The organism is Serratia sp. 1D1416, assembly GCF_003641105.1.
Lineage (GTDB): Bacteria > Pseudomonadota > Gammaproteobacteria > Enterobacterales > Enterobacteriaceae > Serratia > Serratia ficaria.
Genome location: NZ_CP032738.1, coordinates 495,973 through 522,075 on the forward strand (window position 1 = coordinate 495,973; position 26,103 = coordinate 522,075).

At 51.9% G+C, this 26,103-nt stretch carries 23 protein-coding genes and 3 pseudogenes; 17 read left to right on the forward strand and 9 right to left on the reverse strand.

What is annotated here, in order from left to right:
* Positions 1 to 166 precede the first annotated feature (166 nt).
* Positions 167 to 1,108, reverse strand: coding sequence for an aromatic alcohol reductase (locus D7I37_RS02370; protein WP_129543244.1), 942 nt, complete (start codon positions 1,106 to 1,108; stop codon positions 167 to 169).
* 86 nt (positions 1,109 to 1,194) lie between these two features.
* Between D7I37_RS02370 and D7I37_RS02375 the strand changes: the two genes are divergently transcribed.
* The 4 genes from D7I37_RS02375 (at position 1,195) to D7I37_RS02390 (ending at position 6,361) form a co-directional block, all read left to right on the forward strand.
* Entirely contained in the window at positions 1,195 to 1,599 is a 405-nt protein-coding gene (locus D7I37_RS02375) for a helix-turn-helix domain-containing protein (protein WP_061796912.1), read from the forward strand.
* Between the two features lie 272 nt (positions 1,600 to 1,871).
* Positions 1,872 to 2,486 (forward strand): 2OG-Fe dioxygenase family protein, encoded by a 615-nt coding sequence (locus tag D7I37_RS02380; protein WP_231922093.1) that lies wholly within the window; start codon positions 1,872 to 1,874, stop codon positions 2,484 to 2,486.
* The gene (locus D7I37_RS02385) at positions 2,483 to 3,739 is read left to right on the forward strand and encodes a cysteine desulfurase-like protein (protein WP_129543245.1); all 1,257 of its coding nucleotides are present in this window, start codon (positions 2,483 to 2,485) and stop codon (positions 3,737 to 3,739) included. The genes D7I37_RS02380 and D7I37_RS02385 overlap by 4 nt, the downstream gene beginning before the upstream one ends.
* Positions 3,740 to 4,369: 630 nt before the next feature.
* Positions 4,370 to 6,361, forward strand: coding sequence for a carbohydrate-binding protein (locus tag D7I37_RS02390; protein ID WP_129543246.1), 1,992 nt, complete (start codon positions 4,370 to 4,372; stop codon positions 6,359 to 6,361).
* A gap of 241 nt (positions 6,362 to 6,602) precedes the next feature.
* On the opposite strand, the gene D7I37_RS02395 is transcribed toward D7I37_RS02390, so the two are convergent.
* The 6 genes from D7I37_RS02395 to D7I37_RS02420 all read right to left on the reverse strand — a co-directional run bounded on the left by D7I37_RS02395 (position 6,603) and on the right by D7I37_RS02420 (position 15,002).
* On the reverse strand, positions 6,603 to 8,042 hold the full coding sequence (locus D7I37_RS02395) for a radical SAM protein (RefSeq protein ID WP_129543247.1): 1,440 nt from the start codon (positions 8,040 to 8,042) through the stop codon (positions 6,603 to 6,605).
* Positions 8,043 to 8,154: 112 nt separating this feature from the next.
* Positions 8,155 to 9,570, reverse strand: coding sequence for a tryptophanase (tnaA, locus tag D7I37_RS02400; RefSeq protein ID WP_129543248.1), 1,416 nt, complete (start codon positions 9,568 to 9,570; stop codon positions 8,155 to 8,157).
* A gap of 1,385 nt (positions 9,571 to 10,955) precedes the next feature.
* Positions 10,956 to 12,386, reverse strand: coding sequence for a PTS N-acetylmuramic acid transporter subunit IIBC (gene murP / locus D7I37_RS02405; protein WP_129543249.1), 1,431 nt, complete (start codon positions 12,384 to 12,386; stop codon positions 10,956 to 10,958).
* The gene (gene murQ, locus D7I37_RS02410; RefSeq protein WP_129543250.1) at positions 12,386 to 13,288 is read right to left on the reverse strand and encodes an N-acetylmuramic acid 6-phosphate etherase; all 903 of its coding nucleotides are present in this window, start codon (positions 13,286 to 13,288) and stop codon (positions 12,386 to 12,388) included. The genes murP and murQ overlap by 1 nt, the downstream gene beginning before the upstream one ends.
* A gap of 13 nt (positions 13,289 to 13,301) precedes the next feature.
* On the reverse strand, positions 13,302 to 13,892 hold the full coding sequence (locus D7I37_RS02415) for a DUF2057 family protein (RefSeq protein WP_129543251.1): 591 nt from the start codon (positions 13,890 to 13,892) through the stop codon (positions 13,302 to 13,304).
* A 24-nt stretch (positions 13,893 to 13,916) separates the two neighbouring features.
* Positions 13,917 to 15,002, reverse strand: a complete 1,086-nt coding sequence (locus tag D7I37_RS02420; protein ID WP_129543252.1) for a porin — start codon at positions 15,000 to 15,002, stop codon at positions 13,917 to 13,919.
* Positions 15,003 to 15,205: 203 nt separating this feature from the next.
* On the opposite strand from D7I37_RS02420, the gene murR reads away from it, so the two are divergent.
* Both murR and csrA read left to right on the forward strand, forming a co-directional pair.
* Positions 15,206 to 16,063 carry an HTH-type transcriptional regulator MurR gene (gene murR, locus D7I37_RS02425; protein WP_129543253.1) on the forward strand — a complete coding sequence of 286 codons (858 nt, stop codon included), beginning with the start codon at positions 15,206 to 15,208 and terminating at the stop codon, positions 16,061 to 16,063.
* Between the two features lie 436 nt (positions 16,064 to 16,499).
* A pseudogene (gene csrA, locus D7I37_RS02435) lies at positions 16,500 to 16,696 on the forward strand (carbon storage regulator CsrA).
* A 59-nt stretch (positions 16,697 to 16,755) separates the two neighbouring features.
* On the opposite strand, the gene D7I37_RS02440 reads toward csrA, so the two are convergent.
* Together D7I37_RS02440 and D7I37_RS02445 are read right to left on the reverse strand one after the other, a co-directional pair.
* Positions 16,756 to 18,045: a type II toxin-antitoxin system HipA family toxin gene (locus D7I37_RS02440; protein WP_129543255.1), complete on the reverse strand. Its 1,290-nt coding sequence runs from the start codon at positions 18,043 to 18,045 to the stop codon at positions 16,756 to 16,758.
* Positions 18,042 to 18,410, reverse strand: coding sequence for a helix-turn-helix transcriptional regulator (locus D7I37_RS02445; RefSeq protein ID WP_129543256.1), 369 nt, complete (start codon positions 18,408 to 18,410; stop codon positions 18,042 to 18,044). The genes D7I37_RS02440 and D7I37_RS02445 overlap by 4 nt, the downstream gene beginning before the upstream one ends.
* Positions 18,411 to 18,686: 276 nt before the next feature.
* On the opposite strand from D7I37_RS02445, the gene D7I37_RS02450 reads away from it, so the two are divergent.
* The 11 genes and pseudogenes from D7I37_RS02450 to D7I37_RS02500 all read left to right on the forward strand — a co-directional run bounded on the left by D7I37_RS02450 (position 18,687) and on the right by D7I37_RS02500 (position 25,976).
* Positions 18,687 to 19,043 (forward strand): RAQPRD family integrative conjugative element protein, encoded by a 357-nt coding sequence (locus tag D7I37_RS02450; protein ID WP_129543257.1) that lies wholly within the window; start codon positions 18,687 to 18,689, stop codon positions 19,041 to 19,043.
* Positions 19,040 to 19,273 (forward strand): TIGR03758 family integrating conjugative element protein, encoded by a 234-nt coding sequence (locus D7I37_RS02455; protein WP_129543258.1) that lies wholly within the window; start codon positions 19,040 to 19,042, stop codon positions 19,271 to 19,273. The genes D7I37_RS02450 and D7I37_RS02455 overlap by 4 nt, the downstream gene beginning before the upstream one ends.
* Positions 19,274 to 19,359: 86 nt before the next feature.
* The gene (locus D7I37_RS02460) at positions 19,360 to 19,656 is read left to right on the forward strand and encodes a TIGR03745 family integrating conjugative element membrane protein (RefSeq protein ID WP_242502913.1); all 297 of its coding nucleotides are present in this window, start codon (positions 19,360 to 19,362) and stop codon (positions 19,654 to 19,656) included.
* Between the two features lie 10 nt (positions 19,657 to 19,666).
* Positions 19,667 to 19,807: pseudogene (locus D7I37_RS02465) on the forward strand (DUF3487 family protein); the annotation flags it as partial.
* Between the two features lie 71 nt (positions 19,808 to 19,878).
* Positions 19,879 to 20,111: pseudogene (locus D7I37_RS02470) on the forward strand (DUF2895 family protein); the annotation flags it as partial.
* A gap of 481 nt (positions 20,112 to 20,592) precedes the next feature.
* A complete protein-coding gene (locus tag D7I37_RS02475) occupies positions 20,593 to 21,366 on the forward strand; it encodes an SDR family oxidoreductase (protein ID WP_129543261.1) in 774 nt (257 codons plus the stop codon).
* Positions 21,367 to 21,477: 111 nt separating this feature from the next.
* Complete coding sequence (locus D7I37_RS02480) at positions 21,478 to 22,236, forward strand: type 1 glutamine amidotransferase domain-containing protein (protein ID WP_129543262.1); 759 nt, start codon at positions 21,478 to 21,480, stop codon at positions 22,234 to 22,236.
* Positions 22,237 to 22,303: 67 nt separating this feature from the next.
* Positions 22,304 to 22,573 carry a hypothetical protein gene (locus D7I37_RS02485; RefSeq protein ID WP_129543263.1) on the forward strand — a complete coding sequence of 90 codons (270 nt, stop codon included), beginning with the start codon at positions 22,304 to 22,306 and terminating at the stop codon, positions 22,571 to 22,573.
* The gene (locus tag D7I37_RS02490) at positions 22,566 to 24,335 is read left to right on the forward strand and encodes a monovalent cation:proton antiporter-2 (CPA2) family protein (RefSeq protein ID WP_129543264.1); all 1,770 of its coding nucleotides are present in this window, start codon (positions 22,566 to 22,568) and stop codon (positions 24,333 to 24,335) included. The genes D7I37_RS02485 and D7I37_RS02490 overlap by 8 nt, the downstream gene beginning before the upstream one ends.
* A 5-nt stretch (positions 24,336 to 24,340) precedes the next feature.
* Complete coding sequence (locus D7I37_RS02495; RefSeq protein ID WP_129543265.1) at positions 24,341 to 24,922, forward strand: DUF924 family protein; 582 nt, start codon at positions 24,341 to 24,343, stop codon at positions 24,920 to 24,922.
* Between the two features lie 136 nt (positions 24,923 to 25,058).
* Positions 25,059 to 25,976, forward strand: a complete 918-nt coding sequence (locus D7I37_RS02500) for a LysR family transcriptional regulator (protein ID WP_129543266.1) — start codon at positions 25,059 to 25,061, stop codon at positions 25,974 to 25,976.
* Positions 25,977 to 26,103 lie beyond the last annotated feature (127 nt).

Here is a 26,103-nt window from a genome sequence, read left to right on the forward strand (position 1 = left end):
TCCTTATTGGGGAAGAGGATTGTTTTTGTTGCGTTTATTTTCAACAACATCACAAGGCCTCGGGATAGCTACGCTTCGGAATTATAGTAAAACGCGCAACATCCATAAGGGTTATCCCCCAAAACCTAACCTGGGTCACGTTATGCGCCCAGGCCGACAATAAGCCTCACCCCGCGGGCCGATGGTCCCGCAGCCATCCCCTGACATCCGTCACCGCGATGCCGTGGCGGGCGTTGTAGGTGATGGCTTTATCCCAGGCGACGCCCTCGGCGCGGGCAAAGGCCAACCGATAGGCCGCCGTCAGGCTGGCGGGATCCGCCTGCGCCGCGGCGCGCAGCTGCGGCATCTCTTCAACCGCCAGCTGATAAGGCCGCCGCTCATGTTCACTCAGCAAATCCGCCAGCCGGCGGTAGGTGAGCGTGTCGCCGGCGATAAAAACGACGTCGTTACCGAAAGCCGGCCGGTGGAAAAAAATCCTCGCCGTCAAACGGCCGATATCTTCGGGCGTGGTCAGGCTGACGGCGAAATCCGCGCTGCCGGGGGCGTTAACGCGGCGGTTTTCGAAGTCCACCACGCCGAAGCCCGGCTCGAAGAGGTAACTGGTGAACATGCCGGTAGAGACGATGAGCCACTGCGTTTCACTCTGCTCGCGCAACAATGCCCGCACCGCAAGCTGCTCATCCCACACCGGTTGGCCGCTGCCGCCGCCGATCCGATCGTAATCCACGCCGAACTGCCAGGGAACATAACGGGCGACCCCGGCCATCAGCACCGCGCGGGTAATTTTAAGCTGCGTGCCTTTGCCGCCCACGAATCCGCTGCAGTTTATCACCGCATCATAGCGGGAGAAGATTGCCGCCAACTCCGCCGCCGATTGGCGGCTGAAATCGGCGGTAATCACCGCGATGCCCCATGCGGCAAGCTGCTGCAGCCGCGCCTGATTTTCCGGCGCGGCGTTGCCGGGCGACGCGGGCCGCAGCAGCACGCTCAGCCGCACGCCTGGCTGCCGTAGGCGCTCCCCGACAAATCCCCGCAGCATGGCCATGCCGAGCTCACCGGCCCCCAAAATGAGGATGTCTGATGTTTGACGATGATTTGAGATGCTCATACTCTCTCCTGCTGTATTGGTCGGCCTATCCTGTCAGCCTGCCCATCGGGCGGCAATCAGGTACAGCGTTGATACCGGAGGAAGAAATGGAACTCAGCGATGAACAGAAAGAAAAATTCGCCGCGATATGCAGCGCGCTCAGCGATGAAGATGACGGCCTAAAGCGTGAAGTGCTGACGCATACCGGCAACCGTTGGTCCCTGAGCATCATTTACGCCCTGGGTACGCGCGGCCCGCTGCGCCATGCGGAACTTGGGCGGGCATTGGCCGGCGTGACGCAGCGCATGCTGACGAGAACGCTGCGCCATTTGGAACGCGACGGCTTGATCAGCCGGCATGATTACCAGCAAAAATATCCGCATCCCCATGTGGAGTATCAATTAACGCCCATTGGGGAAGGCATTCTGCTCAACATGCTGCCGATGTGGGAGTGGATTTTGTCGAATGCCGCCGCTATCCGCGATTCCCGCGAGCGATTTGGCAACGATTGACGAATTTACTCCATTTTTCGCGAAGTTAAGCCATAAAAAGCGTTAACTCCGCCATTTTCAGTCATTACGGCGCGCCGCCGCATCCCCCGTCATTTCCCCCCGCTGCGTTCATCCTCGTTTACAGCGGCGCTGGCGTGGCGACGGCCAACGCCGGCTAAAAATTGCGCCGATTATAGTGTCGACTACAATTCAATCGAAATACCTCCCTACAACATCATAATTTATTAAAACCAGAGGTTATTATGTTACAGAAACACGAAAACGTAATAAGTATGACTGTACTTAGCCATCAGGCCACCCAACAACTAATGCCCTCGTTTTCCTCACTGCCCCATACGCAGCACGCCGACGGCAAATACCGCCTGCGCCGCTATTCGGTAGTCAAACACCTCGGCGGCCGCGTCGTCGAAGCGGGGCCGCGCAATTTCGTGCAATCTGACGAGATCAATCACTTTCAGGGCAACGTGGTGCGCCGCTTCGAGCCGATTGACAGCGCGGTGCTGCAAAGCGTCGGCATGGAGGAAATGTGCAGCCTGTTCGCCGAAAGCAACGATCTGCCTGACGGGGCGGAGATAGAAATTCACCAGATGCGCGTCGTCGCCGTACAGAAAGACACTCAGGTAGCGCCGGAAGGCATTCATCAGGACGGCTTCGACCATATCGCGATGATCGCCATTCACCGGCACAATATCGTCGGCGGCGAAATCATGCTGTACGACGACAGCCACCATGATCCCTTCTTTAAAAAAGCGCTGGCGGACGGCGAGGCCGTGCTGCTGGCGGACAGCAAACTCTGGCATAACGCCACGCCGATCAGCGCCGTCGAGCCGGAAGAAGCAGGCTATCTGGATCTCTTTGTCCTGACCGCGCGGGGAGCGAAAGCATGACCTTCACTCCCGAACTCGCCCGAGCCCAGTTCAGCGCGCTGCGCCAACGCCATGACGATCGACCCGTTATCTTTTTCGATGGCCCGGGCGGCTCTCAGGTTTCACAAGGCGTACTGGAAAAAATGACCGATTATCTGGGGAAATATAACGCCAACCTGGGCGGACACTATTTTTCCAGCCACAGGACGACCGAGGTGATGGACCATGCGCGGGAATCGGTGCGCGCCTTATTAAATGCGCCAACGCCCGATAACATCGTTTTTGGCATGAACATGACCTCGTTGACGTTCCACCTCAGCCGCATCATCAGCCGCAGCTGGCAGGCCGGCGATGAAATCATCGTTACCGCGCTGGATCACTACGCCAACGTTTCCAGCTGGCAGCAGGCCGCCGCCGATAAGCAGGTCACCGTGCACCAAATACCGCTGGAGCCCGCGGACTGCTCTTTGGACGCAGCCCGGCTGTGCGCCAGGATCACCGCCAAAACCCGGCTGGTGGCGGTCAGCTACGCCTCTAACGTCACCGGCAGCATCGTCGATATCAAAGCCATCACCGAAGCGGCCCACCGGGTGGGCGCGCAGGTTTATGTCGATGCGGTGCACTACGCCCCGCACAACCTGATCGACGTGCAGGCGCTGGGTTGCGATTTCCTGGTGTGTTCCGCGTATAAATTCTTCGGCCCGCATATCGGCATGGCCTATATCGCCCCGCAGTGGCTGCAGCGATTGCAGCCCTACAAAGTGGAGCCGGCCACCGACCTTGGCCCCGGGCGTTTTGAAACCGGCACCCAGAGCTTTGAAGGGCTCGCCGGCGTCACCGCCGCCATCGACTATCTGGCGCAGTGGGGCACGCCGGGTGCACCGCTAAGGCAGCGGTTGCAGGAAAGCTTCGCCGACTATCACCGGCATGAAGAACGGCTGTGCCGCCATTTTTTACAGCGCCTGCGGCAACTCGGCGGCGTGCGGCTCTACGGCTGCCCGCAGGCGGATAGCCGCACGCCGACCTTTGCCCTGACCTTTAGCGGCCATGCGCCTGAAGCGATCGCCCGTCGGCTAGGCCAGCACAATATCTGCGTCGGCAGCGGACATTTCTATGCGCTGGGATTGATTCAGCAGTTGGGTTTGCAAGACGGTGGCGTATTGCGCATCGGCATGATGCATTACAACACCCAGCAGGAAATCGACGTGCTGTTCGAGGTGCTTGCCGACGAACTGGCGGTAACGGGGAAACAAACCGCGATCGGATTGGGATAGATAGTGGGGAAAAACGGTAATGGAGCGGGTGAAGGGAATCGAACAAATCGTGATGAGACCAGTTAACCAGCAATTTCCATAGTGATGATTTTTGAACCCACGTTAACCAAAGGCCCACTTGCAAGGTGGGCTTAACTTAGTAGTAATCCTGCTCGAAATAAATATGTATCAGGCGCGCGCGGGAAGTCACCCATGTATTTCACTCAATGTTTGGATGATTTTTTCGAGGAAAGCTCGTACAGAGTCCCCCATGCCGTAGGTGAAAACTCCCCTTCAGCCAGGTTTGTATGTAAAGGCAATTTCAAGTTGCTTCTCTTTAGCTCTTCATAACCGCCCCATAATTCCGAACTACAGCATCAATATCTTGCTCGTTAACGTACGCGCCGTGAACAGGTTGTGGTTGATTGGAGTTTGCAGCCATATAAAGCATATATCCAGCCCCCAATAAAAACCCGACACTGCCTTGCGCTAAAATCCATATAGAAATATAACCCCCTAACTTAGTTTAGTTATCATTTTATATATCAAGCATAAGTCGATTCTTATATTAATCGAGACACATCCATCAAAGCCTTTTGTTACAATGTATTTCAGAAATATTTTATACCACTGTCAATAAAAGGAAATGTTTTGAATAAATTACCATTAGCTCTACTGATTGGGTCTGCATTTCTGGCGCAGTCAGCATTTGCAACCGAATCCAGTCGAACCCTCAGCTACCTGACCTCCTGGGGAAACTATGGCGCAAATCCTGTAGAGGATTTAAAACAGTCAAAAGTGGATACCTTCCTGCTCTCATTTGGTGGATGGGACAGCGCAGGCAACATTTCTTCATCGGATAACATCATCGCCGCTCCGACTTACGATGGATACTGGTTACCTCCGGCGTATGCGACATGGACTCAAGTAAAATTTGCCCACCCTGAAAAGAAAATGATGGTTGCCTTTGGTGGTGAAACCTATGAAGGCATGTGGGCCCACCTGGCTAATCCTGAAAACCGCGAGAACATTGCAAAAGGTCTTGTAAAGCTCCTCAACACGGGGTTCTCGGTATACAAAAAAGGTCTGAAGCCAGACGAAATGGATGGCAAATGCCTGAAGTTCAACTGGGATAACACGACCTGCGATATGAATCTTTATCAGAAAGCAGGAAGCGTTTACCTTGACGGTATTGATTTCGATTATGAAAAACAGGCACGCCTTACGCCAGAGGAGAATGATAATCTGCTGGAGCTGGCTAAACGTGTACGTGAATTACTGGGGCCACAGAGCAAAAAATTACTCAGTCTGACAACTTATCATGTCGGTGCCGATCCGAAGGAGTGTGTTAACGCCAGTGTCACTGAGGGCTGCTCCTTTATTGAAGACAAACGCTCATCACACCATGGTGAGGTTTTACCTCTATTGGTTAAGGGAAAGGATGTATTCGATTTCTTTAATGTGATGACCTACGACGCCGGGAAACGTTTTAAATACGATGTGGCACTTGCAAACTATGCCAACGCTGTCGGTGATAAATCGAAAATTTTGTTGGGTAACACGATTAACAGCCAGTGGGGACCAGAAGGCCGGTTTACTGAGGAAAGAACAACCAATATCGCACGGGCTGCCTGGCAGGCAAAAAACAACTATGGCGGCTTCTTCGTCTGGACTCTTGGGGCATCCACTTCGCAAATGAGTCTGGCGGATCAGGTAAGCTACATTAACGAAATGCATCAGGCAGCAAAAGATGCCAAAGCGACAGAAGGTAATCAGAAGCCGATAGCGAAAGTACAATATCCGAGTGAAGTGACAGGGGCAAAAGAAGTTATCCTGGATGGTTCTCGTTCAAGCGATCCGGAAGGCGAAACGCTGAGTTATCACTGGGAACAGATTAACGGACCGATGGTTACCCTGGACAACACCGATCAGCCGCAAACCCGATTCATGCTAAACACCACCGACAAGGATGTTGAACTGGCCTTCCGTCTGACAGTAAATGACGGTGAACTGACGTCAGAGCCTTTCGAATTCATTATTAAACACAAAAAAGAAAGTACAGTTGTTGAAAATCATAAACCAACAGCAAAAGTGGATTTCCCGAAGGAAGTCACTGGAGCTAAAACTGTTACTTTGGACGGTTCAGCATCAACAGATCCTGACGGTGATTCCCTCCGTTATAAATGGGAGCAAATTGCCGGGCCATTAGTAGTCTTGGAAAATTCTGACCAGCCAAAGGCTCGTTTCACGCTGGGAGAAACGGCACAGGATGTTGACCTGACATTCCGTCTGACTGTAAATGATGGCAAGCTTGATTCAGATCCTTCTGAATTTACTATCAAACATAAAGCAGAAAAACATGATGATGTTAAGACATCGTGGAAAAATGACAAAATTTATGTTGCCGGTGATGTTGTCATTTTCCAGGGGAAACAATATAAAGCTAAATGGTGGACTCAAAACAACGAACCGGGAAAAAGTGACGTCTGGGAATCGCTGAATAAAGAAACGGGTGGGGACTGGAATGCTAACAACGTCTACACTGGAGGTGATGAAGTCGCATACCAGGGGAAACATTGGATCGCTAAATGGTGGACAAAAGGAGATAAACCCGGCACCAGTGACGTATGGGCGATGAAATAAATCCTGAGTATTATCAACCAGAATAATATTTTCTGCTGTTGAACAAGGTGCATACTGCCTGTTGAAATTGAGTTTTCGACGTAATGGCAAGCAACGTCTGCAGGTGCGTAACCCGACGCCTTTGGGGAAACTCAATCGTTGCAACAGTGCCTAATAATTTCAGAGATCCAAACTGCCCCCCGTGTACGAAACCGATCGATTTCGTACACGGGGTCAGCCAGTTCAGAGTACTGCGCAGTGGTTAGATTTTTGTTAGCTTATCCCTTATTCCTTTCTGCCGGTTATTTAATGTATTAATATCCATTATTCTTCCTTCAGATACCAACAAAGCCAATTCATGTCCTTCATCAATATAATTGGTTAACACTTGTTGATCTTTTTTCTTCTTTAATTCCTTAACCATTTTTCCTTGAAAAACCTCACCCAAAACTGTCAGGTTGTAAACATCATCGGCATTCAGTTTGATAAGCCCCTGCCTGATATAATCCTCAAATGTAGCCACCTGATTATTATCGAGAATGCCGTTATTAATCAGTTTTTTCAACTCATCTTTATGTATACCACGAAAATTTAAAGGAAGCCCCCATAATGCCATATCCTTTTGCTTTTCAATTGAGCATTTTTTCAAATCATAAGGTAATATTCCACTTTTGATGTCCGCCATCCATTCTGTCAGGCTGGATTTGTTTTCTATACGAAGACCAGGAAAGTAGGAAACGGCTGACGCCCCCACTCCGATAAGAAAATCATCATAAGAATGGGCACCTAAACATTCATTCCCTTTAATTATAGATAAAATATCAGGGTCGATATCTGATGTATCTAGATATGTGTTTGTTCCAAAACGCTTCCATCCATAAGACTGAAGCGTCAGATATGAGTGAAACCGTAGGTTAGCATGATATATATCTGTGGGCGATGTTGGTATCTTACCTGAGATAACATCTGCAATAAACGCCGGGGCGGATCCTTTACTAAACAAATATGTGCTTATAGAATTAACATGAGGATGATTAATGAAATATTCCAAGTCATAAAATACATCATCTAATGTCTGAGTAGGAAAACCGGTCATAAGATCGACATTTATTACTGGTATCGTTTTTCTTAACCTAGCACAAATCTCATCAAGTTTACGCAATTTTGCAGGCATTTTTAGATATTGCCTGATTCTGGGGTTAAGCGACTGCACACCAAATGAGATTTTGGTTATTGGATAACGACTCAATTGAGTGATAAATTCGTTACGGACACTGAATAGTGAAATCTCTATAGATAACTCAGTTCGCTCAGTAAACCCAGGAAGCGATGTTAAATAATCCAAAAGAGACCTGGCATTCCCACCTAATATATCTGGACTTCCTCCGCCAATATGAATTGAGTCAATTTCCCTTTCTTTCACCTTAGTTTTATCAAGAACGAAGTCAAGATGTTTTTTTAAGTTGGCAACGTATCTTTCCACCTCGTTAAACTCTAATGAGTTACCCCCAGAAAACGCACAAAAACTGCATTTTTGTGTACAAAAAGGAATGTGAACATACAGCTGAAGAGTTGATTTTTCGCTCCATCTCAATGTCGCCATCTTTTCATCAATATCACTGTAGGATAAATTAGAATTAGGTTTCATCCAGTAATCAACTGTGTTATCAGCAAGAGTGTTGAATTTAGTTCCAAGTAACATTGAAATTCCTATCGATATTAATACCGCTCAATCAATTACATGTGTAAAATAAATATAATGACATACCTAGCTATAAATAAATTACGCGAAAAATCAAAATAATACAGTGTGACTAAATTTCCCTCAATTTTGCAGTAAAATGTCGTAAAACTTCAGGTTCATATGTAAAAGTTAATCCTCTGATATTTTTAGAATTATTCTTAACATGCAGAAAGGAATCAATAACATAATCCATATGTGACTGTGTATAAGTTGCCCTGGGAATCGCTAACCGAAGCAGTTCTGCTGGACAGGGTAACTGTTTTCCTGTCCTGGGATCCCTTCCCTGTAAAAACGAATCAATTCCCATAGCGCGAATACCGGCAACTTTATAAAGCTCACAGGCAAGAGCCAGTGCCGGGAATTGTTCAGCAGGAATATGTGGAAGCAGCGCTCCTGCATCAACATAAGCTGCATGCCCTCCAGCCTGTTGGCAGGATACGCCTATAGCTTCAAGGCCATTCACTAAATACTGAATTTGCGCAATGCGATAAGCCAGCCAGTCCTGATTCATTCCATCATGAAGTCCTGCGGCGATACGTTCCATGGCCCCACCTTCCAGACCTCCATAGGTTGGGAAACCTTCCAAAGCTACGCAAAGGGTTTGGCACTCTGTAAAGACATCAAGATAGCTGTCGTCCTTAATGCACAATAGTCCGCCGATCGGCACCATCGCATCTTTTTTGGCAGACATCGCCAATATATCTGCATATTTGTAAGCCTCGAGAGTTATATTCTCTATACTTACATTTTGATATCCAGACTCCCTTTGTTGTATAAAATAAGCATTCTCAGCAAAACGAGCAGAGTCCATTACTACCGGAATATCATATTTTTGGGCAATCTGATACATTCCTTTCAAATTGCCAATCGATACGGGTTGCCCTCCCGTAGAGTTACTTGTTATTGTAGCAACAATGAAAGGAACATTTTCAGCACCTACCTCATTAATTTTTTCTTCCAACACATCGAGATCAAAATTACCTTTAAAATCAGAATTAACTGAAATATCAAAAGCATATTTTTCATATACATTACAAATGGTGCAGCCATTTATCTGACTGAGTCCCTGGGTTGTATCGAAGAAATAGTTTGAAAATACTACCATTTTCTTTCTGTCCAGTCCCTTTTCTTTCTCGCGTTTCCTAATTAAAACAGGGATATAAATTTGTTCTGCACCGCGTCCCTGATGGGTTGGGATGGTATATTGATATCCAAATATTTCTTGCACCGTATCCTTAAGGATATAATAACTTCTACTTCCGCTATAGGCCTCATCACCCTTCATCATTGCAGCCTGCATGTTCTGGGTTACTGCTCCGGTTCCACTATCTGAAAGTAAATCAATAAATACGTCTTCACTACTAAGTAAAAAAGGATTCATGCCTGACTCCGCTATTACCTTTTCTCGATATTCTCGTGTTGTACGCTTTACAGGTTCAATGACTCTAACTCGGTATGGTTCCGGTAAGTGACTAAAAAAGTCCATAAGATTTCCTTTTGTCGTATAACTAATCATTCCTGAGGATATCGTCCTCATAGCATGACGCTTTGCTTATTAATTTAAGGTAGTGCAGATGCAGTTTAGAGATGTATTTCCAAGGGAGATATTGCTCTGCTTTATAAACATATGACCGTCTCCTGCAGATTGTGAGATAATTGAATAGTAAAAACATGTCATTACTTTCTTACAATAGAGTTAACAATAAACCCTGGAGGAAAACCACGATCGAATTCACGATTTAGGCATGTTTCATTATTTCTTGCAAAGAATAAATTTCCAAAATGAAAATATAAATACAAGTTCCCAGTCCCATAATGATAGTAAAAGCCTATAAATATCAAGGGGGGTAAATACGAGATGATGGTTATCCCTCTTGTTTTTTGTTATATGGTAAAATATGTTTGATTTTTAGCGTGGCTATGTTGATAATATTCCAAACATTGGATTTGATGCCTATTTACCTATCGTTGCGTATGGTGAGATAGGTAATCATCTGTAGCGGTTTACACGGGTGTAAAAGAGATTATGATAGCCGTACATCTGCACACAGTTTGATGCCAACGTCAGCTAATGTGTGGCTTTGCTAACGAATTGGTTGAGGAAATGCAGACTGCCATTGTAAGGCAGTCCAGTCGATTATCCTGGGCACATTTACTTTTTTATATCCAACCATCTGGGAGGAACTCATCTGTGGTATCCAGTTTTTCATTGATCATTTTGGGGCTGTTAATCCTGCTTATACTGATTGGCTATGCCTTTTATAGAGCAGTGAAAGATCGAAAAAAACGAATGCTGTTGCCCCCCCGCCGCCGGTAAGCAGCATCGGCGCTGTCGCATTTACAGAGTGGGGTCAGCAAAAGACGCACAACCTGTTTTTTAAATAGATTTAATCAGGGAAGCATTCCGCTAAAAGCTTATAGGTGGAACAATGCTAAATATTATGAATTAAATGTGAAAATCACAATAAGGAAATGAAATACTTTCTCTCTCCGAAAGGAATTACTTCCCCATAAATCAATAGATAACATTCTGCGTACAGGGAGCTAAAACTTCCCTGTACGTATTTTATACGTTTACCACCCTGGTTATCAGGCAATCCTTTTTATCTCAAACGGGGATCCCCCCTCCGTTGGCATAGGGGCAGCCTGGAGAACGGAACTTATTGTATTATAATGGCTATCCCGGAATGTCAACGCCGGAATAGCCTGCGGCCACCAGCTGACTTATCCACTGAGGCATCCCTTTCCTACCGGGGAGATCAACTCCCGCCTTGTCCGATGCGGTTTCTGTCAGAACCAGGCATTGTGCGGCGCCGGCGGTAAAGGCCAGCGCAAAAAGAGACGTTACCTGTCATTTCAGTTTCATGGTGTTTAATCCAGATTGACGTTACGACAACCAAAGAGAACAGTAAAAGCAAACCCAGCAAGATAAGAGATCAGCATACCGCCGGCGTAAACGGCCATTGCCGGCAGAATACCCTGGGCAGAGGTCATCAGCGGCAGCGCTACCAGGCCGGAAGGCCCGAAGGCGCTGTTAAGGCCCATTGGCAGACCCGACCAGGCAACAACGCCAATAAACAACCCGCCCGCCGCTCCCCCCAGGCAGGCCGTGATGAACGGCTTCATGCGGGGCAGCGTCACCCCATAGATAAGTGGCTCAGCGACACCCAGCAAACCTGGAACAATAGCCCCCCGGACCTGACTGCGCAGCACACTGCGTTTATCGGCCCGCCAGTACAGCGCCAGGGCGGCACCAACCTGACCGGCTCCAGCCATCGACAAAATGGGAAACAGACTGTTGAATCCCTGACTGCTCATCAACGCCAGATACACGGGAATAAATCCCTGATGCACGCCGAACACCACGGAAATCAGGAACACACCGGCCAGTACGGCACATCCCAGCGGGTTACTGTTTAAGTGAATAAAGAGCCAGGACATCCCTTCAAACAACCACCCACCCAGAGGCATAATGACCAGGTAAGCCAGCGCAGCCGTGGCCAGCAGGGTCAGCATGGATGTCAGCAGCATATCCAGCTCATCCGGCATCACGCGACGGACCAGCCCTTCGATACGCGCACAGGCCCAGGCCGCAATCAGCACGCCTATGATGTTTCCTCGTGGATCAATGGGGTGCCCGAAAAAGTCCTGGATCCCGGCGTAATAACCTACCGTAGCGGCCGGACTGTATCCCAGCAGAAACAGGGATGCGATAATAGCCCCATTCACACCGGTTCCGCCGAAGGCCTGCGCCGCGTTGTAGCCAATGAGAATGACGAGGAAGGTAAAGAGCCCTTTACTGAACACCTTCATAAAATTCAGTGCATCAGCCAGCGTACCCTGCGCGTCAACCGGAACATGCATTATGGTTCCGATCAGGGTGGCGATCCCCAGCAGCAGCCCGGCGGCAATAAATCCCGGTATCAATGGGGTGAAGATAGTGGCAAACTTCGACAGAAACTGCTGAATACCCGACGTCTGTTTTGCTTTCATCTGCCCTTTTGTGCGGGCAGCAATATCCGCGGCCGATGCCGCAGAACCGCTCCCGTCATTCAACAGGCTATTCATGGCGTCGGCGGCCCGCTGTGCTTTGCCAGGACCAAAAATAACCTGGACCTGGTTATCGGACAGCACCACCCCTTTCACACCATCGAGTGTTTTAATTGCCCGGTCAACCAGGCTGCTGTCATGCACTGCCAGCCGCAGACGAGTCATACAATTCCCGCAGTTGGCAATATTGTCCCGTCCACCGATCAGAACAATGATTTTATGCAACAGCTCGCTACTGATATCTTTTCCCATCAGCGTGGCTCCTCTTCCAGAACCCGGCGGATGTAGCCGCCATGCTGCTCAAGACACCGCCTGGCCGTGGTGACATCCACCTTTTTAAGCAGCATCACGATGGCGGTTTTACAGTGGTGATCGCAGGCCCGCAACGTGCTTTCTGCTTGCACATCCGTACAGCCGGTGGCATTTCTGACAATATTCACCTGGCGAACGTACAGCTTCTCATTGGTGGCAACCACATCCACCATCAGGTTACCGAACACCTTGCCGGATTTAATCATCAGCCCCGATGAAAGCATATTCAGTATCAGTTTCTGGGCCGTCCCCGCCTTCATCCGGGAAGATCCGCTCACCACTTCCGGCCCCACGACCGGTGTAATGGCCAGCTCCGCCGCCGTGGAAACCGCACTGCCCGGATTGCAGGAAATCCCGATCGTATGGCAGCCTGTCTGGCGGGCATAGTTCAGCGCGGCAATGACGTAAGGAGTACGCCCGCTGGCTGCAATCCCCACCACCACGTCTTTTTCCGTCAGATTAAGCGCCTTCAGGTCACTGACCCCCAGCTCGAGGCTGTCTTCTGCCCCTTCGATTGCGTGCTGAATGGCACGCTCACCGCCGGCAATCAGACCAATCACCAGATCCGGTGCGACACCATACGTGGGGGGGCATTCGCTGGCATCCAAAATACCCAGCCGCCCGGAAGTGCCGGCGCCGGTGTAAATCAGACGTCCCCCTGCACCGATCTGCTCATAAATGATGTCCACAGCGGCGGCTATCTGCGGCAGAACAAGCTCCACGGCCTGAGGTACTTTTTTATCCTCATCATTGATGATGCGGCACATTTCCAGGGTAGACACGCGGTCAATTTCAAACGAGGTGCGGTTAACACCTTCGGTTACCATATTTTCAAGTTGCATGATGCTTGCTGCCTTATAGGTTTAGGGCCCATTTCAGGAATGCTTTTTTCTGGGAGTCATCGGCTTTGAGGTACAGCTGTTGCAGTGTCGACAGCCGACCTTCCGGCGCAGTGCCTGTGGCCGGTACCGGCGTTTTTGACGCTGACGGGACGGCAGAACTGTTTTCATTCACCATCGCGGACAGGTCGGTAAACACCGTAATGCTGTTCCGATCCAGGACACGGATATTAAATGGAACGGGTTTACCCCCAGCCATCACCGTGAACACCGGGTGCTGTGCCATCCGTTTTGCTTCCTTTTCATCCAGCGGGTTACCGGCGGACAGATGAATGTCCTCGTTACCGGATGCCGTGAATGAAATGATGTACGGATTTGATGTAATCCGTCCCCGGTTGTTGTTTACCGACTCCGGATTCACCGGACTGTCGAATTTCACAATCATTTTCTGTGCACCCTCAGGCAGGATCACATCCCGGCTGAAAATACTGACCCTGGTGGAACGGGCGGCCAACACACTGACATTGTCGCCAATAAACAAATGTGGGGCAGCGGATACCTGGCTGCATAGCAGCAAGGCTGCGGCGGCTAATAATGTCTTTTTCATATTTTACTCTCCCGGAAGAGGGGCTTAGAACTCGTAGCGCAGACCTGCATGGTAGTAATCGTCTGCCGGGCTACTGCCTCCGAACGACACATCGCTGCCGTCTGTGCGTTTGGTGCCCTTCTGGCCGTTGCGCCAGGAGTAAGAGGTAAAGACCGAGCTGCGGGCAGTCAGTTTGTACTGTGCTTCGAAAGTGGCATCACGTAACTGCAGGCCATCACCGTCTTCGTTTTTCAGGTGGCGGTAGCCGGTCCGCAACGCCCAGTCCGGGCTGAGGTTCCATACCAGCGTGGTTTCAATATCGTTATCTGTGCTGTCCTGTGAGCCATCGAGATAGGTCACCTTGTCCCGGGCGTATAACACCCCCAGCATAAAATCGCCGAGATAGTAGCGGGCGCCCACACCATAGAATCTGTATTTATCGGCATTGCCATCGGACAGTGACGAAGTTTTATCGTGGCTGGCCTGTTCTGTCTGTCCGGCAATCACCGGCTGCAGGCGGCCAAAATTGCCCATGTCGAGGGTGTAACGCAGAGTGGCGTTATAGCCGTAATCGAGATCAGAGGTGTTGTTACCCAGAATATAGGCGGTGGCGAAATCAACGTTGCCGAAGGTATTCTGGTACTGGAGCGTACCGTCCTGACGGAAAACCTGCGCCGCAGTCGGATCCACAAAGTTAGCCTGGCGCGCCATTGCCACATCTGAACTGGCAAACACATCGCCGATATCGGTGAACATAATCAGACCGGATGACACACGCCCGCCGGTCAGTTTGCCGTACTCCGAAAAATCAAGCCCTGCCCAGACATAACGAGCGGTGAAGTCATTCGTATCTTCCGCACTGATGTTGTTGGCGTATTCCGCCGCATTTACCTGGTACTGAGTGAAACCGATCACGGCCATTTTATCGTTGATGGTCTGGCGGGCGGAGAACCCGATTCTGGCGTCGAAATCACCGGAGGTATCCCCGGATTTTTTATCAGAGACGTTGAAGCCCAGGCGGCCGTAAAGATCGATATTGGAACCATCGTTAGACTGATAAATCACGGCGGCCTGGCTGGCACAGGTGGCCAGTAACGTCAGAGCTGCGAGCGTTTTTGGCATGCTTTTCATTATTAAATCCCTTTTGTTTATGTGTAAATATCATGTTCCACAGAAAACAAAAGAATCATATATTCCAGTATTGATAAAATAAACGAATCATTGAATCATAATACAAATACTGTGAAGGCGGTCAAATTCTGCTCCTGAGTATGCTATGCTGCTCAAAACAGACTGGAATCAATGATTCCTTAATGATAAAGGCAGGAAAAACAATGCACTATCTGGCGAAAATAAAAGCGACAGAAAGGGGAATGACGGAGAATGAACAGAAAATTGCCGGATTCCTGCTGGAGCATATCGACGCGCTGAAAAGCATTTCCTCGAGAGGGCTGGCAAAGCGTCTCCACATCAGTCAATCCAGCATCGTAAAATTTGCCCAGAAACTCGGGGCTCAGGGGTTTACTGAGCTCAGAATGGCTTTGATCGAAGAAAACAGTATCAGTTGTGAAAAGCAGCATAATACGGCGCTGCACCTGCACAGTTCCATTACCAGTGAGGATTCACTGGAAGTGATGGCCCGCAAGCTCAACCGAGAAAAAATACTGGCTCTCGAGCAGACCTTTTCTTTGATGAATTTTGACCGGTTGAAACAGGTGACAGACGTGATAAGTAAGGCCCGGTTCATCCAGATAACCGGTCTGGGAGGCTCCGGGGTGGTCGCCAGAGATCTGTCGTTCAAACTGATGAAAATCGGTTTCCGGGTAACCTGTGATCCTGACACCCACGTACAAGCGACGGTCGCTCAGACTCTGCGGGAAGGTGATGTACAGATAGCCATTTCAAACAGCGGGGCAAAAAAAGAAATCATCCTGTGCGCAGAAACAGCCAAAGCGCAGGGAGCTACGGTCATTACGATCACATCGCTGGCCGATTCGCCCCTGCGACGCCTGGCGCATTACACGCTCGACACCGTAGCCAATGAAACAGAATGGCGCAGCTCATCCATGTCCACCCGTACAGCACAAAATTCAGTTACAGACCTGCTGTTCGTCCGACTGGTGCAGCTCAATGATGTTGAAGCCCTCAGAATGATTGAGCGCAGCAGCCAACTGGTGAATCAGCTAAGCTGACCCTTAAAACAGGGGGCAGCTTCACGACGGCTTCAAAAAACTGGGCTTTAACTTCGGCTGCTCCAGCTCTTTGATACGTTGTTCGGGAGTTAGGGGTAATTTAGGCATATTGCCTCCGCACTTTTCTGTGGAAGGGGTTGAGCGTCAGCCGAGCTGACCGTTGTGCCCACCCGCCTTATTGAACCTAACGTTCGGCTTATCACCTGTGGCGATTCGCTGGATTTGACCCTATATATCCATATCGAAATTGACCTAAATATCCCTGCACAGCGGGTCGTCCGGGTGCTGGACAGGATAGTTGCAAACCGTGGATATCCGCGTGACACATGCAAACCAACATCAGGGATAATTCGCCCGCGTTCCCATCGGCGGGCCTTTTCTTATGCTCGCAGGCAGCTTTCCGAAAACAGCACAAATCGCCAGTAAGGAGGGCAATATGTTCATTGTCACGCGCCGCATTGGTGAAATCATCAGAATGGAAATGACATCACCATCAGCGTTCTTGGGGGCAACGGTCAACAAGTGAAATTCGGCACCGCTGCGCCGAAGGAGGTGAAGGTTCTTAGAGAGGAAATCTATGAACGAATTCACAATGGAAGTGTTTCAGCGTTTTCCGGAAAGAACCTCTATTAGAAGCCCCGGGGCCAGGCGCCCTTATGGCGCCGATTTCTCGCTTTCATTTCAGTGTTCGGTCAATCCAACAACGTCTTCGCAAGTGACATCTGTTCATGTTCGAACGCTGGCGCGAAATCGTCCAGTTCGTTCGAGCGCAACCCCACCGCCGCACTGAGCGCAACCTTCCGCCAGTCCAGAACGGCTGCATGCACCTCGGCCAGCACGGCCAGCGCATCGGTCCTGCTCAATGAAAAATAGGTGCTTCGGGCCAGCAGCATCTCCAGATCGGTGATCGGCCCATCCTGTTCGGACAGCCAGGTCTTGGATTCCCGATCCTTGTCGGGGAACGGATTGACGTCAAAGGCTGGCGCCAGTCGCCACAAACCCTGTTCGACATGAAGAAAACCGTGATTCTGTAGGTGATCATCCACATTGGTGATCAACAGGTTAAAGACCAGCCGCCGCCACAATTGCTGCACGTCCGCAGTCGGTGAATGTCCCAGGGAGCGGATAACGTCCGCGATCTCGGTGTAGCTTCGATCTTCTTCGCGCGAAGTCTGGAGCAAGGATGCGGCCGACTGATACGGAATGCGTCCATCAGCACCATCGCGATCGAAGCGGCGGATGATCGCGACCGGTATGTCGTCAAGCTCCACGATTCGGGCAGGCGCAGCGTCGATGCCGGCCCGTTGCGCCAGGCTCAAGGCCAGCACCTCTCCACGAGTCACGCTGCGCGTATCCCCCACGCTCGGGAATTTTCCGATGGCCAACGCGCCATCTTCATCGACCACCGTGCTCTTGGGCCGCATGCCGCCAAGGGATGTGCCTTTGCCCTGCAGGTAACGCAGATCCTCGGTGCTTTCCTGGCCTTGCTCGACCGCACGGCTGGCACTGTAGATGCGCTGTAATTCCAGAAGCGGCGGCGTGCTACGCCGACCGTCCTCCACAGTCCTGCAATAGCGGCCATCCCCATCGCGCAAACGCAAGGCACCAACCCGGCTGAAGTCGTCAACCGCCAGCAGGTAGTCCAGTTCGGTCAACGGGGCGAGCGCTGCGTTGTTCTTGCGGCGCTTGGCGTGGTCCCGGGCGATGACTCTGCGCCCCCAGGCGTCCGGAGCCGTATCGGCAAGGGCGAAGTGAAAGACCGAATCGTGCGCTGACGGTGCCCTGCGCGGTTGATAACCGGAATGGAGACCGAGGTCGGCCGACACATTGAACCCTTGCGCATCCGCCAGCCAGTTCTGGTCGTAGGCAAAGGTGGTGTTTTCGCGGCGGCCCTGCTTGACGTAGACGAGGGTGCCGACAGGCGTGCCCGCCTTGCCGATGCAGACCTGGATCTGCTGACGTATCGAAACAGCGGATTTCATAGTGCCCCCGATCTCCCCGCCTTGCTGCGTACGCGCTTGGGCAGGTTCTCGTCCATCAACGTCAGGCCGATGTCGTCACGCGCCGTATCCAGCAGTCCGGCCAGAGCCTGTATCTCGCCGAACACATGCAGGGCACGGGCGAAGAAATGGATAGGCACGCGCGCGTCACCTTTCTCCATGCGTCGGACGGTAGACACGGACGCGCCTATCCGCTCGGCCAGCGAAGCCTGCGAAATCCGGCGACGCCTGCGCGCAAGTGCGACATCGCTGCCCAGCTTACGGATTGCACGCTCGACAGGCAGCGGCAGTGGTATGTTTACTTTACCACTCTCAGTGGAGTGATTAACTGGCTTATTCGTTTTCATGAGACTGATTATTTCACCCCTCCGATGGAATTGCAATAATCACTCCCGACAGACCGGAAATCAGACTTTAGCGCTCCAACAGGAATGCTTATCTGACGATACGGTATTTCGTCCCATTCCGTAAAGGCACGTGAGCCCTTACGTGATCCGGTGCCCGGACAGAAGGCGGATCGCGTCATCCCAAGAATATGGAGAAGCATCAGTTCCCATTGTTTGCGGCTTTCACACGCTCCCCGTCGCAGCATCAGGCCATTACGCATCAACGGGGAATGTACGATGGCACAGTCTTACTGCCCGGCACTTGCAAGGCGCAGCGCGCTCGCAGCACTGCTGCTTGCCGGCCTGTGGACCGCTCTGCCGGCGGTCGCGGCCGACGACAGCAATGAGAAGGAACACCTGGCAGCAGTCGTTCGCCAGCTGGACCTGTTCGATCGTCTCGCGAAGCGGTCCGCTGCGACCGCATCGCAGGAGCGCGCCCGTTATCACTTCGACTACACGCGTCTCACGGCTGACCTTCAGCGCATGCGGGCGGGCATCAATGATTACCTGACGCCGCAGCGCGCCCAGCCGCGGGACCCCGCTGCGTTGCTGGGCGACTACCGTCAGGACTCCGGACAGGTGTCACCGAAATGAATGCCAGCCAGCTTACCGCCTTCCAGGCCAACGGTGGCTTCCCCCCCTCCGCCGTCTCCACCGTACTGGTCGGCGCAATGTTCGCTGTCCTGCTTCTGTGGGGCGTGTGGGCGCTGCGTACTGCTTATGTCGGCTGGTCGGAGCAACGGATTTCCCAGCGTCAGTTCTTCGGTGTCGCGGTGCGATTTGTCGCGATGTACGTCGTGCTGACCTTTTTTCTCCTCTCGTAACGCAAAGGCTTGCCACCATGAATCCGATTTCACATCCCTTTCGCTCCGCACGCATTGCCGCACTGGCCTGCGTACCTGTACTTTCCATGCTGAGTTCGCTTGCCCAGGCAGAGGACCAGCCCACGCTTGAAGACCCGTCGCGGGGTACGGGCTCGGGCATCATGGATACGTTGCGCAATTACGGCTACGACATCGTGATGCTGGTTGCCTTGCTGGTGATCGCATCGATGTTCGTGGGCGTGTGCTACCACGCCTACGGCACCTATGCCGAAATCCACACGGGCCATAAGACCTGGGGCCAGTTTGGCCTGACCGTGGCGGTTGGTACGGTCCTCCTGGTCGTCGGCATCTGGCTGCTCACCGAAGCCACCGGCGTACTGTGAGGGGACAAGCATGCCTGAGCATCAGGACGTCCGGCCCGACGGAACAGTGGCCTTTCTGCCGCATCGCCTCAACCGCCATCCCGTTGTCGTGCGCGGTCTCACTGCGGATGAGTTATGGGTGTGTGCAGGCCTGTCGGGTGCGGCGGGCCTGCCTCAGTTCGTCGGTGGTCGGGAACTGGTGATCCGTTCGGGTTACTGGACCACGCGACGGAGGATCACCTTGTGAGCCGGTTCAAAAACGAGATCACCCACCTGCAGGCGCATATCAGGACATTGCGTCTGGGTGCAGGCGCTTTGCTCCTGGTCGGCCTGGTGATGGGATCGGCTGGTGGAACTCGCCGCGCGACCTGACCATCCACGTGCCACCGGACCTGCGTTCGGGCAGCACCAGAAAGTGGTGGAAGGTGCCGCCAGAGTCGGTTTATTCCTTCTCCTTTTATATCTGGCAGCAACTCCTATATCTGGCAGCAACTCCAGCGCTAGCCCGTCAATGGCGATGGGGACTATACGCCGGTGCCTAGGGGAGCAAGGTGTCGAACGTGCCCGCAGGCTCGGTGTTAAATGGAGGATGCTGCAAGGCACGCGACCTGGCGAAAGCGTTTTGCCATTTTCGCTCAAATGATCATTACCCGCGTCAGTAAAACCTGTTTTGGAAACAATCCAGATTCCTAATAAAAACCGAAAATAAAACCAATTTTAATCATTAACCACCCCATAAAAACACTTAATAAAATCACTTCTATCATTGCACCTCACTCATATAACAAGCCGGCGTCACGTTATAAAAATAAAAACTGCCATAAAGAACAATGAAGTGAAATTAATTCCTTAAGGATTGGTTCGATTTTCTGGATTGTTTATTCGAATTATCACTACTTATCTTTGCAACAGGAAAGTCTAGACTCAACTTTCTCATACCTATCCAAGGAGTGTTTCATGGCAGACCATTCTATCAAAGGCAAAACCGTCCTCATTGCTGGCGGTGCCAAAAACCTCGGCGGTTTGATCGCCCGCGATTTGGCCGCACAAGGCGCAAAGGCCATTGCCATTCACTATAACAGCGCATCCTCAAAAGCAGATGCCGATGAAACCCTGGCCGCTATCGAAGCCGCTGGCGCGCAGGCGGTGGCATTGCAGGCCGATCTGACGACCGCGGATGCCGTCGAGAAACTCTTTGCCGATGCCATCGCCGCCATGGGTAAACCGGATATCGCTATCAACACCGTCGGCAAAGTGCTCAAAAAGCCGATGGCGGAGATCAGCGAAACTGAATACGACGAGATGACATCGGTCAACTCAAAAACCGCTTTCTTTTTCCTCAAAGAAGCGGGCAAAAACCTCAACGACAACGGTAAAATCTGTACCGTAGTCACCTCGCTCCTTGGCGCTTATACCCCCTTTTACGCCGCCTATGCAGGCACCAAAGCCCCGGTAGAGCATTTCACCCGGGCGGCCTCCAAGGAGTTCGGCGAACGCGGTATTTCGGTGACTGCTGTGGGGCCAGGTCCAATGGATACACCCTTCTTTTACCCTGCAGAAGGTGCCGACGCGGTGGCGTATCACAAAACCGCAGCAGCGCTTTCGCCTTTCAGCAAAACCGGCCTGACCGATATCGAAGACGTGGTGCCTTTCATTCGCCATCTGGTGAGCGACGGGTGGTGGATCACTGGCCAAACCATTCTCATCAACGGTGGTTACACGACTAAATAATCTGTCGATATTCGGCAGGTATACCGACGGTCAGCGCATTAACGTTGCGGATGACCGTTTATTGAGATAATGACCGCCACCGCCGTTAAACCCGCCTGGAGGGATCAGCACATGTCGATATCCGATCTGAAAGTCGAAACCCGCTCGGGCAAGAAGCACACACCGCGCCGCATTCTTTCCATCGTCTCCAACACCGCTCAACTCAAAGGCTTCCCGGTCGGTTTCTTCGCTGAAGAAATGACCCGCGCCTTCCTTATGTTCATCGAAGCCGGGCATCGCGTGGATCTTGCCTCTCCAAAAGGCGGCGAGGTGATGTTCGATATACACAGCGACCCACGTACGCCAGACGGCGCCTATGCCAACGATCTCATCAGCCTGGGGTTCGTGCACCACGCCATGTTCGGGGAGATGCTGAAGAACACACTGCCCATCAGTACCCTGAACGTAGCCGATTACGATGCGGTCTGGGTCGCCGGCGGCGGCGGCCCGCTGCTGACTTTCAAGGATGACAAGGCGTTACACAAGCTGATAGCCGATTTCTACGAGAAGGACAAGATCGTCACGCTGATCTGCCACGGTTCTGCGCTACTGCTGTGGACACGCCTGTCCAATGGACGGCTGCTGGCCGAGGGCAAAAAGTGGACGGGTTTTACCAATGAGGAAGAAGAGCAAATCAACCGGACCTTCGGCATGACGCTCAACGAATATACGATCGAGAGCGAAGCCGCCGCGATACCGAATACCCAATTCCTGCGCCGCGCGGCCAACGAACCCTTCGCTATTCGCGACGGCCGGCTAATCACGGGCCAGCAACAATACAGCAGCGCAATCACCGCCGAATTGGTACTGGAAGCACTCGACGAACGTTAAATCATGAATATGCACAACGATCGGTCCGCTGGGTTTGCCCCCCGTTAATGGGAAAGGAGGAAATGGAATGCATGTACTCATGGTTATTGGTGGTGGCCTGGTTCTTTTAGGCATATTTGTCCTGTTCGGCTGGCTTTGGGGAGCCAGCGCCGCAGGTATGGCGCTGGCAGCCAAATGCTTCGTGCCAGCCTGGTTGGCAATATCGGTGATCAATATGTGGGTGGGGGTTGTGCACGCAGGCTACAGCCTGCGCGCGGAGTTGCCCATCTTGTTGCTGGTTTTTGCCGTGCCCGCTATCGTGGCCGGCATTGCATTCTGGCAGTATTCCCGTGTCTGAAGCGTTAGCAAACGGCAGCGCCGGCGATCTGCTCAAGGTCGTGACATTGCTTGGTGCAGCCGTAGTGGCCGTACCCTTATTCAAACGTCTGGGCCTGGGTTCCGTGCTCGGCTACCTCGCGGCAGGCCTGGTTATCGGCCCCTTCGGTCTGGGCCTTTTTAATGATCCGCAAACGATCCTGCATACGGCAGAACTTGGCGTCGTGATGTTTCTCTTTATCATTGGCCTGGAAATGCGTCCGTCCCATTTATGGAACATGCGACGTGACATTTTTGGCCTGGGTAGCCTGCAAGTACTTATTTGCGGCCTGCTGCTTAGCGGTATAGGACTCATCTTCGGTTTTTCATTAGCGGTCTCCTTCATCTGCGGGATGGGCTTCGTCCTCACGTCTACCGCGATCGTTATGCAGCTTTTGGCGGAACGCGGTGATAGCGCTACGCCTCGCGGACAAAAAATTGTCGCTGTGTTGCTGTTCGAGGACCTGCTGATCGTGCCCCTGCTGGCATTGGTCGCTTTCCTCTCGCCGGCCGCTTCATCCTCATCGGCGCCTAACACAATCTGGATGAACATCGCTATCGCTGCAGGCGCGCTGGCCACTCTGGTCGCCGCCGGCATCTGGCTGTTGAATCCGCTGTTTCGTATATTGGCCAATGCCAAAGCACGGGAGGTGATGACTGCAGCCGCATTATTGGTTGTGCTCGGCGCAGCGCTGCTTATGCAATCAGGCGGTTTGTCCATGGCCATGGGCGCATTTCTGGCCGGTGTACTGCTGTCTGAATCCACTTTTCGTCACCAGTTAGAGGCCGATATTGATCCCTTCCGGGGTCTGCTGTTGGGGCTGTTCTTCCTCGGTGTCGGTATGTCATTGGATCTGGCGGTCGTCGCGCGTAATTGGCCCCTCATTATCTCAGGCGTTCTGGCGATGGTGTTGATTAAAGGTCTGTGCATTTATGGCGTGGCGCGGCTGACGAAGAGTTCACATGCCGACGCGCTGGAGCGCGCCGTGCTGATGGCTCAGGGAGGAGAATTCGCCTTTGTGCTCTTCGCCGCTGCATTGGCCAACCGCGCATTACCCACAGAGGTCAATGCCAACATGACCGCCATCGTCGTACTGTCGATGGCCCTGACACCGCTGGCAGTGCTTCTGCATCGACGTTGGCGCGCCGTTCCCGGCGACTCATTGGCAGGAACCCAACGGCCGAAGTCATTATCCAACTCGGTCCTCATCATCGGGTTCGGCCGTTTTGGACAGATAGTGAGCCAACATGTGCTGGCCATCGGCGCAGATATTGCCATCATTGATCGCCAACCGCAGGTGGCGCGCGACGCAGAGGAGTTCGGTTTCAAAGTGTACTACGGTGACGGCGAGCGCGCGGATGTCCTGCATGCCGCCGGGGCCCATCACGCCCGAGCCATTCTGGTATGCATCGATGACCCTCGGGCAACCACGGTGATTGTCGAGCGCGCCAAAACGCATTTCCCTCACGCCCGGGTATTGGCGCGTGCCCATGATCGAGAACATGCGATCGAATTAATCAAGGCGAATGTGGATTACCAGGTTCGGGTTACTTTCGAGTCCGCCATGGCTTTTGGGCACGAGGCATTGCTGACACTCGGTTCTTCGCCTGAAGATGCCGCCGATTTGATGGCTGAGTTACGCCGCAAAGATACCGAGCGCCTGGCCATGGAAGTCTCTGGCGGCATTTATGCCGGTAAATCGATGATTCAGGGCAATGCGGCAATAAAAGCCAAGAAGGAGTAGTCCCCATGCCAACAACGTTATGTCAGCACAACAATGTCCCCGCCAAAGTGGTGCAACAAGCGAGTGATGTCGTGACCTTTTGGCGGCAAGTCGGCCCCAGCCAATGGTTTAGCAAAGACCCGGCTTTTGACGGAAATTTCCGCGAACGCTTTTTGGCTCTGCATTTGGCGGCGGCCAGACGTGAATATGACGATTGGGTAAACACACCGGAAGGCGCGCTGGCACTGGTGATCTTACTCGACCAGTTTCCTCGAAACGCCTTCCGTAACACCGGCCACATGTATGCGACTGATGGACTGGCACGGCACTTTGCACTCATAGCCATCAAGAAGGGTTATATGAACACCGTCGAACCTGCTCTGCGCCTGTTTTTTTGTCTTCCGTTTGCCCACTCTGAAACGCTGGCTGATCAGGATCTTTCTGTCACGCTAAACGCTCAGTTGGGCGCGGTTGAACGCTCACATGCTGAAGGACACCGCGATATTATTCGACGTTTTGGGCGTTTTCCGCATCGTAACCGACTGCTACTACGCGAAACTACGGCACAAGAGCAGGCCTTTCTGGATACGGGCGGATTCGCAGGTTAGCTGCACCGCACCCGCACCAGCTGTATTTTATACTGAAAAAAGGATGGGTTATATTCTGCAATATCCCACCTCACCCAGAGACTGATAGAAAATAGCGAATTTGCATTTTTCAAAAAAATAACAACGAGATATAAAGATGGACAGGTTCAACCAATATCGCGTATTCGTGCAGGTAGCAGAAATGGGAAGCTTTGTCCGAGCCGCCAATGCACTCGATATACCGCGCGCCTCGGTTTCCGCCGCCATCCAGCAATTAGAATCGCAGCTGGGCGTAAGGCTACTACACCGTACGACTCGTCAGGTGCGACTGACTGCCGACGGCGAACAATTGCTCGAACGCGTGCGCCCCTTGCTGGCCGAAGTGGAGGACATCGACCTGTCATTTCAGCTCAGTCAACGCCAGGTTTCCGGCAAGCTTACTATTGATGTCCCAAGCCGCATCGCTCGCCGACTGATTGCCCCGGCGCTGCCAGGGTTATTGCGTCGCCACCCGCAATTGCAGCTGGTTCTCGGATCGGCGGACAGGGCTATCGATCTGGTGCAGGAAGGTGTGGATTGCGCCATCCGTGTAGGCGCATTGCATGACAGCAGTTTGGTCGTCCGCGCTCTCGGCCATATAGCCCTGATCAATTGCGCCAGTCCTGCTTATCTCAGTGAAAACGGGCTACCATCCCAACCGAGCGATCTCATCCAGGGACACTGGGCTATCGGTTACACCTCATCCAAAACCGGTAAAGAGTTACCATGGGAATATGAGTCAGATGATGGTCACACACATAATCTTCATGTACCCAGCCAGGTTGCAGTAAACAATGCTGAAAGTTATATCGCCTGCTGCCTGGCTGGCCTTGGGTTGATACAGATCCCCCGCTTCGATGTGCAACACCTTCTGAATTCAGGGGAACTGATTGAGGTCATGTCAGACTATCGTGCCGCTCCAATGCCGATATCTCTTATTTATCCGCATCGTCGCCAACGCTCCCGACGCATGGTGGTTTTTCATTCGTGGTTCGAAGCACTAATGCAGCCACATTTGGATAGGCAATCCAGCTGAAATGAATTTTTCATCAAAGAAACACTTTAAATTTAACTTATTCAATACATTAATATCCATCGTCCCTGACGAAACCACATAGGTTATATTTTGGCAAGCAGACCTAAAAAACCTCACTGTTGGAGAT

Coding starts and splice junctions, on each gene's coding strand:
- D7I37_RS02370 (WP_129543244.1), bottom strand. CDS start 1,108: ATGAGCATCTCAAATCATCGTCAAACATCAGACATCCTCATTTTGGGG.
- D7I37_RS02375 (WP_061796912.1), top strand. CDS start 1,195: ATGGAACTCAGCGATGAACAGAAAGAAAAATTCGCCGCGATATGCAGC.
- D7I37_RS02380 (WP_231922093.1), top strand. CDS start 1,872: ATGACTGTACTTAGCCATCAGGCCACCCAACAACTAATGCCCTCGTTT.
- D7I37_RS02385 (WP_129543245.1), top strand. CDS start 2,483: ATGACCTTCACTCCCGAACTCGCCCGAGCCCAGTTCAGCGCGCTGCGC.
- D7I37_RS02395 (WP_129543247.1), bottom strand. CDS start 8,042: ATGTTACTTGGAACTAAATTCAACACTCTTGCTGATAACACAGTTGAT.
- tnaA (WP_129543248.1), bottom strand. CDS start 9,570: ATGGACTTTTTTAGTCACTTACCGGAACCATACCGAGTTAGAGTCATT.
- murP (WP_129543249.1), bottom strand. CDS start 12,386: ATGGGAAAAGATATCAGTAGCGAGCTGTTGCATAAAATCATTGTTCTG.
- murQ (WP_129543250.1), bottom strand. CDS start 13,288: ATGCAACTTGAAAATATGGTAACCGAAGGTGTTAACCGCACCTCGTTT.
- D7I37_RS02415 (WP_129543251.1), bottom strand. CDS start 13,892: ATGAAAAAGACATTATTAGCCGCCGCAGCCTTGCTGCTATGCAGCCAG.
- D7I37_RS02420 (WP_129543252.1), bottom strand. CDS start 15,002: ATGAAAAGCATGCCAAAAACGCTCGCAGCTCTGACGTTACTGGCCACC.
- murR (WP_129543253.1), top strand. CDS start 15,206: ATGCACTATCTGGCGAAAATAAAAGCGACAGAAAGGGGAATGACGGAG.
- D7I37_RS02440 (WP_129543255.1), bottom strand. CDS start 18,045: ATGAAATCCGCTGTTTCGATACGTCAGCAGATCCAGGTCTGCATCGGC.
- D7I37_RS02445 (WP_129543256.1), bottom strand. CDS start 18,410: ATGAAAACGAATAAGCCAGTTAATCACTCCACTGAGAGTGGTAAAGTA.
- D7I37_RS02450 (WP_129543257.1), top strand. CDS start 18,687: ATGGCACAGTCTTACTGCCCGGCACTTGCAAGGCGCAGCGCGCTCGCA.
- D7I37_RS02455 (WP_129543258.1), top strand. CDS start 19,040: ATGAATGCCAGCCAGCTTACCGCCTTCCAGGCCAACGGTGGCTTCCCC.
- D7I37_RS02460 (WP_242502913.1), top strand. CDS start 19,360: ATGCTGAGTTCGCTTGCCCAGGCAGAGGACCAGCCCACGCTTGAAGAC.
- D7I37_RS02475 (WP_129543261.1), top strand. CDS start 20,593: ATGGCAGACCATTCTATCAAAGGCAAAACCGTCCTCATTGCTGGCGGT.
- D7I37_RS02480 (WP_129543262.1), top strand. CDS start 21,478: ATGTCGATATCCGATCTGAAAGTCGAAACCCGCTCGGGCAAGAAGCAC.
- D7I37_RS02485 (WP_129543263.1), top strand. CDS start 22,304: ATGCATGTACTCATGGTTATTGGTGGTGGCCTGGTTCTTTTAGGCATA.
- D7I37_RS02495 (WP_129543265.1), top strand. CDS start 24,341: ATGCCAACAACGTTATGTCAGCACAACAATGTCCCCGCCAAAGTGGTG.
- D7I37_RS02500 (WP_129543266.1), top strand. CDS start 25,059: ATGGACAGGTTCAACCAATATCGCGTATTCGTGCAGGTAGCAGAAATG.